Genomic DNA, 12,689 nt, shown 5'->3' on the forward strand with positions numbered 1-12,689 from the left:
GCCCTTTTTCCAGGTGACTGATTTTAAATCCCGCATCCGGATTCCCTGATTTTACCTTGGGGGGGAAAATCCCTATAATGCGGCCAAATTTTACCTCTTTTTCTCGAGTATCAACGTGGCAAAACAGATCCAAGCTATTCGCGGTATGAATGATTGCCTGCCGGAGCAGAGCCCGGTATGGCAGAAGGTTGAACAGATCCTGCGCCAGGTCGTTGCCAGCTATGGCTACAGCGAAGTGCGCATGCCGATTGTCGAGCAGACTCATCTGTTCAAGCGCGCCATCGGTGAAGTGACCGACGTGGTCGAAAAAGAGATGTACACCTTTGAAGACCGTAACGGCGACAGCTTGAGCCTGCGTCCGGAAGGGACCGCCAGCTGCGTCCGTGCCGGTATCGAGCACGGTCTGCTCTATAACCAGGAACGCCGGATGTGGTACATGGGCCCCATGTTCCGTCACGAGCGTCCCCAGAAGGGCCGTTACCGCCAGTTCCATCAGTTCGGTGTCGAGCTGTTTGGCATCAACGGGCCGGACATTGACGCCGAGCTGATCATGCTGACCCACCGCCTGTGGCGTCTGTTTGGCATCAGCGAGCATGTCACCCTGCAGCTCAACACCCTGGGCCAGAGCGCTGAGCGTGCCGCTTACCGCGATGCGCTGGTGGCCTATCTGGAGCAGTACAAGGATCAGCTGGACGAAGAGAGCCAGCGCCGCATGTACAGCAACCCGCTGCGGGTGCTCGACTCCAAGGATGAAAAGGTACAGGCCATTCTGGCGGGGGCCCCGCGTCTGTTCGACCATCTGGGCGAAGAGAGCCTGGCCCACTTCGAGGGGCTCAAGCGCCTGCTCGAGTCTGCCGGTATCAAATACGAAGTGAACGAGCGTCTGGTACGTGGTCTTGACTACTACAACCTGACCGTGTTCGAGTGGGTCACCAGCAGTCTGGGTGCCCAGGGTACCGTCTGTGCCGGTGGCCGCTACGATGGTCTGGTGGAGCAGCTGGGCGGTCAACCGACCCCGGCCGTGGGCTTTGCCATGGGCATGGAGCGTCTGGTGCTGATGCTGGAAACCCTCGAGCTCAACGCCGATATCCGCCCGGCGGTGGATGTCTATCTGGCGATGGTGGGCGAGGGGACCGAGCAGGCTGGCTTCCAGCTGGCCGAGCGTCTGCGTGATGCTCTGCCGGACCTGCGCCTCATGAGCCACTGCGGTGGTGGCAACTTCAAGAAACAACTCAAACGTGCCGACAAGAGCGGCGCGGCAATCGCCCTGATCCTTGGTGAAACCGAGGTGCAAAACGGGGAGATCACTATCAAATATCTGCGTGGTCAGGCCGAGCAACAGACCGTCAAGGTTGACGCCGCCATTGCCCTGCTGGCAGCCAAAGGAGAGTAAGCTGTGGAAGTCTATACCACCGAAGAACAACAGGTTGAGGTTATCAAGGAGTGGTGGAAAGAGAACGGAACCTCGGTGATTGCCGGTACCGTGATCGGTCTGGTCGGTCTGTTCGGCTGGCGCTATTACAACCAGCACCAGCAAGAGACCATGGAGGCCTCCTCCCACTCTTACAACCAGGTGATTGAGCAGCTGGCCAAGGGCGATGCCGCCGGTTTCGAGCAGGCACAGCAGTTTGTCACCGCCAACAAGGGTGACTCCTACGGTGAACTGGCCGCGTTGCAACTGGCTGCCGCTGCCGTCAAGGCGGGCAAGCTGGATCTGGCTGCCGAGCAGCTGGAGCTGGTGGCGACCACGGGTGACGAGAGCATTCGTCCCATCGCGGCGCTGCGTCTGGCCCGTGTGCTGAATGATCAGGGCAAGGCAGATGAAGCACTGGCCAAGCTGGCGACCATCCAGAATGAGGCCTTCAAGGCGCAGGTAGCCGAAGCCCGTGGTGATGTGCTGCAGAAGCAGGGCAAGACCGAAGAGGCTCGTGATGCCTATCAGGCGGCGGCGGATGCCGGCGGCCTGCAGGGTAGCGCCGAGCTCAAGCTAAAAATGGACGATCTGGCCCTGCCGGCCGTTGCGACTGGTGAGGCACCGGATGCGTAATCTATTCAAGATGGTGGCGCTGGGGGCTGCGGTCTCCTTCGCTCTGCAGGGGTGCTCCCTGTTCAGTTCCGAAGAGGATCTCAACCCGATGGCGCCGCTGCCCAAGGTTGAATCTGCCTTCACAGCCGACACCGCATGGTCATCTAATGTGGGTGATGGCATCGGTGACTTCTACTCCCAGCTCAAGCCGGTGGTGGAAGAGGATCGCATCTACGCGGCGGCCCGCGACGGCGATGTCAGCGCCTTTGACCGTGCCAGTGGTGATCGCCTCTGGACCGTCGATCTGGCCGACCTGCCGGTCAACGCCGACAAGCGCAGCGCCCGCCTCTCCGGCGGCCTGGTTTCCCGTTACGGCAAGCTGTTCCTCGGCTCCGAGAACGGGGTGGTCTACGCCCTGAACGAAGAGAATGGCGAAGTGCTGTGGCAGACCAATGTGCCCGGCGAAGTGGTGGCAAGCCCCGCAGTGGAAGATGGCCGCGTGGTGGTGTTGACCACCTCCGGTCGCCTGATCGCCCTCGACACTGATGAAGGCAAGATGCAGTGGTCGCTCTCCGAAGAGCAGCCGCCGCTGACCCTGCGCAGTGCCGGTGCACCGGTGATCACCAACGGCGCCGTGATTTACGGTCGTGCCGATGGCAAGGTGGGCATCGCCCTGCTGAGCAACGGCCAGCCGGTGCGCCAGTCCAAGGTGGCTGATCCGCGCGGTGCCACCGAGCTGGACCGCATGGTTGACGTCGATGCCAGCCCGCTGATTGCCGGTGATGAGCTCTATGCCATCGCCTACAACGGTCAGCTGATGGCGCGCAAACTGATGACCGGCGATGAAGTGTGGAAGCGCAAGTATTCCGGCTATCGCGATCTGGCGATGACCGGTAATGCCATCGTGCTGACCGACAGCCGCAGCCATCTGTTTGCCATCGACCGTCGCAACGGTCTGGAGCTGTGGTCCAACACCCAGCTGGAAAATCGTACCGTCACTGCACCCGTCATCTTCGGTGACTATGTGGTGGTGGGTGATGTGGAAGGATACCTGTATTGGCTTGATCGTACCGACGGTACCATCAAGGCGATGCAGCAGCTCGATAGCAGTGGTCTCTACGCCGCCCCGCTGGTGGATGGCGAGACCCTGTATGTGCAGAGCCGTGACGGCAAGTTGTACGCCCTCAAGCGTCCTTGATCGTCCGATAATGTGAATATCCGGCTCCTGGTCTTCGGACCCGGAGCCTTTGTCGTCTTGAGAATGAGGCTTTTATGACTCCTGTAGTAGCCCTGGTGGGCCGCCCCAACGTGGGGAAATCCACCCTGTTTAACCGCTTGACCCGTACTCGGGATGCCCTGGTTGCCGATTTTCCCGGTCTGACCCGGGATCGTAAATACGGTCAGGCGAAGTTGGGCGAGCTGGAATTTATCGTGGTCGATACCGGTGGTATCGATGGCACCGAAGAGGGGATCGAGCTGAAGATGGCCGAGCAGTCCCTGCTGGCCATCGAAGAAGCAGATGTGGTGCTGTTCATGGTGGATGCCCGTGCCGGTTTGACCGCGGCGGATCAGGCCATTGCCGAACACCTGCGCAAGGCCCACAAGAAGGTATTTCTGGTGGCCAACAAGACCGATGGTATCGACGGTGATTCCGCGGTCTCCGAGTTCTACGGTCTGGCGCTGGGCGAGGTTTACCAGATCGCGGCCGCCCACGGTCGTGGCGTGCTGAGCCTGCTGGAACTGGCGCTGGCCCCCCATCTGGAGACCCTGGTCGACTCCGCTACCGATGAAGATGCGCAGGATGAGGAAGAGGAGGACTTCGACGAAGAAGCCCTGCTGCGCATGGTGGCTGCCGGTGAACTCGATACCAAAGAGGACACCAAGGAGACCCCGTTCGCCGACCTGCCCATCAAGTTCGCCATCGTTGGTCGTCCCAACGTCGGTAAATCAACCCTGACCAACCGTATGCTGGGTGAAGATCGGGTCATCGTCTATGACATGCCCGGCACCACCCGTGACTCCGTTTACATTCCGATGGAGCGTGACGAGCAGAAGTATGTAGTCATCGACACCGCCGGTGTGCGTCGTCGTGGCAAGGTGCACGAGACGGTGGAGAAGTTCTCCGTTATCAAGACCCTGAAAGCTATCGAAGATGCCAACGTTTGCCTGCTGGTGATCGACGCCCAGGAGACCATCACCGATCAGGACTTGAGCATCCTTGGCTATGTGCTCCACGCCGGTCGCTCCGTGGTGCTGGTGGTGAACAAGTGGGATGGTCTGGATCAGAAGGTGAAAGAGGATGTGAAGAACGAGCTGGATCGTCGCTTGGGCTTCATCGACTTCGCTCGCGTCCACTTCATCTCCGCCCTGCACGGCAGCGGCGTCGGCCACCTGTTTGAATCCATTCAGGAGGCTTACCAGTCCGCCACCCGTCGTACCAGCACGGCGATGCTGACCCGCATTATGCAGATGGCGCAGGAAGATCACCAGCCGCCGATGGTCAATGGTCGCCGCGTCAAACTCAAGTATGCTCACGCCGGTGGCTACAACCCGCCACGCATCGTGATCCACGGCAACCAGCTGAACGACTTGCCGGACTCCTACAAGCGGTATCTGATCAACTACTTCCGCAAGTCCCTCAAGATCATGGGCTCGCCGATCCGGGTCGAGTTCCAGGAGTCGGTCAACCCGTTTGAAGGGAAGAAGAACACCATGACCCTGAGTCAGGAACGTCAGCGCAAACGGCTGCTGAAAATGAAGAAGAAATAAGCCCTGGCGGCTGCCCTCACCGGCAGCCGCTCTGTTATTCCCCCTGCAGTGGCGTAATGTCTGGCGGGGAGGGGAACCCGCCATGGGCAAGCCTATCGCAGGTTCACTTTATGAGGAGTCGACTATGGAAGCTCTGCTTTGTCCATCATGCCAGGCTGAACTGGATACCCGCAGCAAGGAGCAAACCTGTGGTCAGTGCCAGGCCATTGTGCGGGTCACCGCGCTCTGTCCCACCTGCCATATGGAGCTGGAGCGGCTCAAGGCGTGTGGTGCGGTGGATTACTTCTGCAACCACTGCAACTCGCTGATCTCCAAGCGGACGGTACAGTTCAAGGCTGAGCTGGTTTAAGACGATATTTAGGTGAGAAAGAAGATAAAAAACCCGGCGAATGCCGGGTTTATGCTGTGTGCTCTGCAATAAGCAGGGTATAGGATCGATTTCTGCGCCACAGGTTGCGCTTTATGTCATTAAGCTTGAGTTTGCGTCTGGGGCTCCAGCTGCACTTCGCTTTTCTGACCAGACTGATTTTTCTACGTTTTTGCATCTTGGTCTCCTCCCAACTCAGGTGGCCGTCCCGGCCTTGGGTCATTGATGGAGCCCATCCGAAATTGCTGTTATTTAATCTCTCAACATAATGAAAACAATGCGATTTCGGATAGGCTCCGATGTGAATCGATGGTAACAGAGAAGTTTGTGTGAAGACAGCCGAATAATGGCTGGTTAGCGCATGGTGATCTGATTGACCACTTCGGCGATGATAGTCGGGCGCTCGGCGATCTCCGGCTCGCTGTCGTTGTCGAGACTCTCCCGCTGGTGGGCCTTCTGTTGCTCGTTATCGAGCCAGAGCAGGCTCTGGTAGTACTGACGCACGTTGTTGACATAGTTGCGCGCTTCGCTGCCGCGGGCATAACCGTAGCGCACCTTGCGATGCCAGCGTGCTTGCTGCAGCAGAGGCAGCACATCCTTGACGTCGCTCCAGGCGTCGGGATTCTTTCCCAGATCCTTGGTCAGGCGGCGGGCATCCATCATGTGGCCGTAACCGATGTTGTAGGCGGTGAGGGCAAACCACACCTTCTCGTCATCGGGCACCGAATCCGGCACCTTCTCCATCATCTGTTGCAGATAGAGGGAGCCACCCTTAATGCTCTCTTCCGGATGAAGCCGGTTGTTGACCCCCATCGCCTTAGCGGTGGGCTCGGTCAGCATCATCATGCCGCGCACGCCGGTGTAGGAGCGGGCCTGAGGGTCCCAGTGGGACTCCTGATAGCTGATGGCGGCCAGCAGACGCCAGTCGATATTCTTAGCATGGGTCTGGAACAGCGGCTGGTACTTGGGCAGCAGACTCTTGGCGCGCTTGAGGAAGGTACGGGTATCGACAAAGTCGAAGTTCTGCACGTGGCCGAAGTACTTCTCGTCCAGCTTTGCGATGGCACCATCCATAAAGCGCTGACCGAAAAAGTCGATGACGCTGGCGTAGAGGCTGTCATCGGGCCGCTTGCTCATGGCCCAGGCAACAGTCTGCTTCTGGGCCAGGGTCAGCCCTTCGGTGAGCTCGGGGTAGTAGCGCTGACTGCGTGCCAGTACGGTATCCTGCACCACCGTGTAGTCAATCTTGCCATCCACCACCTGCTTGAGCAGCTCCTCAACATCGGCGTTATGGCTGGTGCTCCACGTCAGTTTGGGATTCTCTTTGCTCATCTCTTTGAGCAGGTCTTCCCCGGTGGAGCCGGCTGCCACCATCAGCTTGCCTTTTATGTCGTTCAATGAGGCCGGCTTGGGCTTGCCGTTACGGTAGACCAGTTTGGGAGAGACCTGGTAGAAGCCTGGGCCGAAGCGAAACAGCTCGCGACGTTCCGGTGTGACCATGATGGCGGCTGCCGCCAGATCGACTTTGCCCTTTTTCAGCAGTGTAACCAGTTCGTCAGTGGTGTTGACCGGGATGATGGTGAGTGTCACCCCCAGCCAGTCGGCATAATTTTGTGCCAGCTCGTAATCGAACCCCTGGGCGAGGTCGTCACGCTGGTAATAAGAGGTGGGACCATAGATGGTGCCAACCCGGATCTCGCCTCGCTGGCGGATCTGCTCCAGCTGGCTGGAGGGGCTATAGAAGTCGCAGCCAACCAGCGTCAGCGTCAACAACAGCCCGATAAACAGTCGAAAAATGCAGCGCAAGTAGGTGAGTACCTTTGTTGAAAAAATCGGCATTTGTCAAAAAAGAGGCACCTTTATACCAGAGAGTGTGCGCAGAGTCACACTGCTCGAAGTGAGAAAAACGTTTGTCCGCTGTGAGCCAGATCCCTATAATACGCGCGTCTCAATTCCCCCCCACTTTAAAACTTGGTGAGAAAGGTCATATGGATATCTTGCGTGGTGCCCCAGCACTGTCTGATTTTCGTGTCCAAAAACTGCTGCAACGCTTCGCACAGATGAGAAACGAGAGTGGAGTAGAGAGCGGAGTAGAGATAGAGGATGTCTATGCCGAGTATGTGCACTTTGCCGAGCTGACAAGCCCCCTCTCTCCCCCCGAGCGAGCGACCTTGGGCCAGCTCTTGCGCTACGGCCCGACCATCCCCGAACACACCCCCAGCGGTCAGCTGTTTCTTGTTACCCCCCGCCCCGGCACTATCTCCCCCTGGTCTTCCAAAGCAACCGACATCGCCCACAACTGCGGCCTGAAACAGGTCAAGCGGCTGGAGCGTGGTATTGCCTATTACCTGACCATCAAGGGGCAGGGTGAGCTGAGTGCCGCCCAGCGTAGCGCCATTGCCGCTGTGCTCCATGATCGGATGATGGAAGTGGTGTTTGCCGAGATGAGCGAAGCTGCCGCCCTGTTTGCTCACCACGAGCCGCGCCCCTTCACCCAGGTGGATGTGCTGGGCGGTGGTCGCGCAGCCCTGGCCGAAGCCAACGTGGCGCTCGGTCTGGCGCTGGCCGACGACGAAATCGACTATCTGGTGGAGAACTTCACCAAGTTGGGTCGCAACCCCAACGACATCGAGCTCTACATGTTCGCCCAGGCGAACTCCGAGCACTGCCGTCACAAGATCTTCAATGCCGACTGGACCATCGATGGCGAGCAGCAGCCCAAGTCGCTATTCAAAATGATCAAGAACACCTTCGAGCAGACGCCGGATCATGTCCTCTCTGCCTATAAAGACAACGCCGCCGTGATGGAAGGGAGCCAGGGTGGCCGCTTCTTCCCGAGCCCGGCCAACGGCGAATACCAGTATCACCAGGAACAGGTTGACATCCTGATGAAGGTGGAGACCCACAACCACCCGACCGCCATCTCCCCGTTCCCGGGCGCAGCTACCGGCTCCGGCGGCGAGATCCGCGACGAGGGTGCCACCGGTCGCGGTGCCAAGCCCAAGGCGGGTCTGGTCGGTTTCTCCGTCTCCAACCTGCGCATTCCCGGCTTCGAGCAGCCCTGGGAGCAGGATTTCGGCAAGCCGAGCCGCATCGTCAGCGCCTTCGACATCATGCAGGAGGGGCCGCTCGGCGGCGCCGCGTTTAACAACGAGTTCGGCCGTCCGGCCATTCTGGGTTACTTCCGTACCTTCGAAGAGGAGGTGCCGAGCCACAACGGCGTCGAGGTGCGTGGCTACCACAAACCCATCATGCTGGCAGGCGGCATCGGCAACATCCGCACCGAACATGTCCAGAAAGGAGAGATCCCGGTCGGCGCGGCATTGATCGTGCTGGGCGGCCCGGCGATGAACATCGGTCTGGGCGGTGGTGCCGCATCCTCCATGGCCTCCGGCCAGTCAGCCGAAGATCTCGACTTTGCCTCGGTGCAGCGTGACAACCCCGAGATGGAGCGCCGTTGCCAGGAGGTGATCGATCGCTGCTGGCAGCTGGGTGACGACAACCCTATCGTCTTTATCCACGACGTGGGGGCGGGTGGTCTCTCCAACGCCATGCCGGAGCTGGTCAACGACGGTGAGCGTGGCGGTCGTTTCGATCTGCGCGCCATCCAGAGCGACGAGCCGGGCATGAGCCCGCTGGAGATCTGGTGCAACGAATCCCAGGAGCGTTACGTGCTGGCGGTAGCGCAGGACAAGCTGCCGCTGTTCAAGGCGCTGTGCGAGCGCGAGCGCGCACCCTATGCCGTCATCGGCACCGCGACCGAAGAGAAGCATCTGACCCTCTCTGACAGCCACTTTGACAACCAGCCCATCGATCTGCCGCTGGATGTGCTGCTCGGCAAGGCGCCCAAGATGCACCGCGACGTGGTGACTCTGCCTGCACAAGGCAAAGCGCTCCAGCTCGATGGCATCACTTTGAGTGACGCGGCCGAACGGGTTCTGCGTCTGCCGACCGTGGCGGAGAAGTCCTTCCTTATCACCATCGGCGATCGCAGCGTGACCGGTCTGGTCAATCGCGACCAGATGGTTGGCCCCTGGCAGATCCCGGTGGCCGATTGCGCCGTCACCGCTGCGACCTACGACAGCTATCACGGCGAAGCCATGTCGATGGGCGAGCGTACCCCGGTGGCGCTGCTCTCCCACGCCGCCTCTGCCCGCATGGCGGTGGCGGAAGCGCTCACCAACCTGGCGCCGGCTCATATCGGGTCGCTGAAGCGGGTCAAGCTCTCCGCCAACTGGATGGCCGCTGCCGGTCACCCGGGGGAAGATGCCGGTCTCTATGAGGCGGTCAAAGCGGTAGGTGAGGAGCTCTGTCCGGCCCTTGGCATCACCATTCCTGTGGGCAAGGACTCCATGTCCATGAAGACCCGCTGGCAGCAGGATGGCAAGGAGCACAGCGTCACCTCGCCGCTCTCCCTGCTCATCTCCGCCTTTGCCCGGGTCGAGGATGTGCGCAACACCGTCACGCCACAGCTGCGTACCGATCTCGGTGAAACCGACCTTATCCTCGTCGACCTTGGCAATGGCAAGCAGCGCCTCGGCGCCTCGGCACTGGCGCAGGTCTATCGCCAGCTGGGTGACAAGGCGCCGGATCTCGACAATCCGGTCCAGCTCAAAGGCTTCTTCAACGCCATTCAGGCACTGGTGGCTGATCGCAAACTGATCGCCTATCACGACCGCTCCGACGGCGGCCTGTTCGTCACCCTGACCGAGATGGCGTTTGCCGGTCACTGCGGCCTCGACATCCAGCTTGATCGCATCGGTGGCGAGCTGCTGCAGGCGCTGTTCAATGAAGAGCTGGGCGCCGTCATCCAGGTGCGTCGTGAAGACAAAGAGACTGTGATGACCCTGCTGGCCGGTCACGGCCTGGCGGCTTGCTCCCATGTGCTCGGTACCGTGCGCGAAGGGGATCTCATCACCCTGCAGCGGAGCGGTCAGGAGGTCTATCGCGCCAGCCGCACCGCCCTTCGCACCATCTGGGGCGAGACCAGCTGGCAGATGCAGCGCCTGCGCGACAACCCCGAGTGCGCAGATCAGGAGCACGCGGCCCGTCAGGACGCCACCGATCCGGGCTTGCAGGCCAAGCTCAGCTTCAACCCGGCCGAAGATGTGGCCGCACCTTACATTGCCCGTGGGGTCTCCCCCCGTCTGGCCGTGCTGCGCGAGCAGGGTGTCAACTCCCATGTGGAGATGGCGGCGGCGTTCGATCGTGCCGGTTTCGCGGCGGTCGATGTCCATATGAGCGACATTCTTTCCGGTCGCATCAAGCTGGAGGAGTTCCAGACCCTGGTGGCCTGTGGCGGCTTCTCCTACGGTGACGTGCTGGGGGCGGGCGAAGGCTGGGCCAAGTCCATCCTGTTCAACGACAACGCCCGCGAGCAGTTCCAGCGCTTCTTCGAACGCGGCGATACCTTGTCGCTGGGCGTCTGCAACGGTTGCCAGATGATGTCCAACCTGCGGGATCTCATCCCGGGTGCCAATCTCTGGCCGCGCTTTGTGCGCAACCGCTCCGAGCGCTTCGAGGCGCGCTTCAGCCTGGTGGAAGTGCAGGAGTCCCCGTCCGCCTTCTTCGCCGGCATGGCAGGCTCGGTGATGCCCATTGCCGTCTCCCACGGGGAAGGGCGTGTCGAGGTGCGCGATGCCGCTCACCTGAGCGCACTGCAGCAGAGCGGTCTGGTAGGGCTGCGTTTTGTCGACAACCGTGGTAGCGTGACCGAGCAGTACCCGGCCAACCCGAATGGCTCGCCGGATGGTATCACCGCCGTGACCACCACCGATGGACGCGCCACCATCATGATGCCGCACCCGGAGCGGGTGTTCCGCACCGTGGCCAACTCCTGGCACCCCGACAACTGGGGCGAGGACGGCGCCTGGATGCGGATGTTCCGCAACGCCCGGGTTCGTCTGGGTTAATCGCGACTGCGCCAGCGCATAAAAACAGAAACCGGCCAAATTTGGCCGGTTTTTCAATATGGGCTCTGTCGATCAGGTTTGGCCGTGGCCAAGTTCATGAGGGGTAAACTCTCCCCGATCCAGAATACGCAGACAGGCATCGACCACGGCTTCATCCAGCTGGACTCCCCGCATGGCCATGATATGGGTTCGGGCCTGCGCAATCCCCAGGGCAGCACGGTAGGGACGATCCGATGACATGGACTCCACTATATCGGCGACCGTGAGAATGCGCGCTTCCAGCAGGATCTGCTCGCCTTTTAACCCTGATGGATAGCCGGAACCGTCGAGATACTCGTGGTGCTGGTGGATCATCCGGGCTATGGGCCAGGGCAGGGCGATATCCTTGAGCACCAGATAACCCGCTGTCGGATGCTCCTTGACCAGATTGAACTCCTGGGGGGTCAGTTTGCCCGGTTTGGTGAGGATCTCGACAGGGACCTGGATTTTGCCGATATCGTGCACCATGGCGCCCAGATAGAGACCGCGTAGCGGTTTATCACCCAACCCCAGTTCTCGGCCGATGGCCAGCGCCAGGGTAGCGACATGCTTCTGGTGTCCGGCGGTGTAGGGATCGCGTTGTTCCAGCACGGCAGCGATGGCTCCCAGCGCATCCTCTAGGGCCAGCTCCAGTTGGCGGGCATGCATGGCTTTTTCACGCTGGGCGGCAAGATAGGCCTGCTGGGTTCGACGTGCCTGCAGGCCATAGGTCAGGTAGTCGGCCAGTCCGTTGAAGAGATGCACCTCCTCATCGGTGAAGGCTCTGGCCTGCGTGCTGTGAATAAGCAGTCCGCCTGGCACAGTGGCTTGCCACTGCAATGGCAGCAGCAGCCGTCCCCTCAAGGTGGCGGAGTGGTGGACCAGTTCGGTGCCAAGTGCTTCGTTGCGCATCTCTCCTGAACTGATTGCACTGATCAGGGCTGCGTCCCGGGTGAGCCAGTTATCGCTGGCAAACCAGACGGCCTGACCTGCCTGCGCCAGGATCTGTACTCTGTTCTGATCAGCGGTCTGCAGTACGGTCACCAGGGGAAAACGGCCATCGAAAGTGATGGCATCACAGATCTCCTGCAGTAGTGTCTGTTCATCCCCCTGCTTGAGCATGGCATGGTGGGCGCGGGTTATTGCTTCCAGCGTCCAGGTATATTGCTGGAGACGCTCCTGCTGCTGTTTCTGGTCGGTGATATCTTCGAAAAAGACAGCGACACCGATCACCTTGCCCAGCTCATCGTACAGGGGAAACTTGGTGGTACTGAGCCAGCGGTCTTCACCCCCTTTCAGATAGGGTTCTTCGTGATGCCGGGTTGTGCCGCTGGCCATGACCTGGAGATCGTCATCCCGGTAGCGTTGGGCCAGCTCGGCCGGGAAAAAATCGGCATCGCACTTGCCAACCAGTTCGGCCGGGGTGAGGGCCAGATCGTCGGCCAGCAGTCGGTTGCAGGCGATGAAGTGTGAACGGGTATCTTTCAACAGGACGCGATAGGGCAGCTGTTCCATCACCTGATGGAGCAGGGCTGCGGTGGGGTGAGAGCTGACGCCCGGTGGCTGAATGGATGGCGGTAGATCTTTTAACATCATC

At 60.2% G+C, this 12,689-nt stretch carries 8 protein-coding genes; 6 read left to right on the forward strand and 2 right to left on the reverse strand.

Annotated features, from left to right (window positions below):
* Positions 1-115: 115 nt before the first annotated feature.
* From hisS to G5182_RS00210, 5 genes are all read left to right on the forward strand, one after another.
* On the forward strand, positions 116-1,393 hold the full coding sequence (gene hisS, locus G5182_RS00190) for a histidine--tRNA ligase (RefSeq protein ID WP_005344864.1): 1,278 nt from the start codon (positions 116-118) through the stop codon (positions 1,391-1,393).
* Between the two features lie 3 nt (positions 1,394-1,396).
* The gene (locus tag G5182_RS00195) at positions 1,397-2,047 is read left to right on the forward strand and encodes a YfgM family protein (RefSeq protein ID WP_021229680.1); all 651 of its coding nucleotides are present in this window, start codon (positions 1,397-1,399) and stop codon (positions 2,045-2,047) included.
* Positions 2,040-3,224, forward strand: a complete 1,185-nt coding sequence (gene bamB, locus G5182_RS00200) for an outer membrane protein assembly factor BamB (RefSeq protein WP_088869218.1) — start codon at positions 2,040-2,042, stop codon at positions 3,222-3,224. Before G5182_RS00195 ends, bamB begins: the two co-directional genes overlap by 8 nt.
* Before the next feature lie 74 nt (positions 3,225-3,298).
* On the forward strand, positions 3,299-4,795 hold the full coding sequence (gene der, locus G5182_RS00205; protein WP_005333794.1) for a ribosome biogenesis GTPase Der: 1,497 nt from the start codon (positions 3,299-3,301) through the stop codon (positions 4,793-4,795).
* 124 nt (positions 4,796-4,919) lie between these two features.
* Entirely contained in the window at positions 4,920-5,144 is a 225-nt protein-coding gene (locus tag G5182_RS00210) for a zinc ribbon domain-containing protein (RefSeq protein ID WP_227340752.1), read from the forward strand.
* A 372-nt stretch (positions 5,145-5,516) separates the two neighbouring features.
* Here G5182_RS00210 and mltF read toward each other — a convergent pair whose 3' ends face one another.
* Complete coding sequence (gene mltF, locus G5182_RS00215) at positions 5,517-7,001, reverse strand: membrane-bound lytic murein transglycosylase MltF (RefSeq protein ID WP_421254049.1); 1,485 nt, start codon at positions 6,999-7,001, stop codon at positions 5,517-5,519.
* A 149-nt stretch (positions 7,002-7,150) separates the two neighbouring features.
* On the opposite strand from mltF, the gene purL reads away from it, so the two are divergent.
* Positions 7,151-11,074, forward strand: coding sequence for a phosphoribosylformylglycinamidine synthase (gene purL / locus G5182_RS00220; RefSeq protein ID WP_421254050.1), 3,924 nt, complete (start codon positions 7,151-7,153; stop codon positions 11,072-11,074).
* 72 nt (positions 11,075-11,146) lie between these two features.
* Here purL and G5182_RS00225 read toward each other — a convergent pair whose 3' ends face one another.
* Entirely contained in the window at positions 11,147-12,688 is a 1,542-nt protein-coding gene (locus tag G5182_RS00225; protein ID WP_254203392.1) for an HD domain-containing phosphohydrolase, read from the reverse strand.
* Position 12,689 lies beyond the last annotated feature (1 nt).

The sequence above is a fragment of the Aeromonas sp. 600948 genome, from assembly GCF_049174875.1.
Classification (GTDB): Bacteria; Pseudomonadota; Gammaproteobacteria; order Enterobacterales; family Aeromonadaceae; genus Aeromonas; species Aeromonas veronii_A.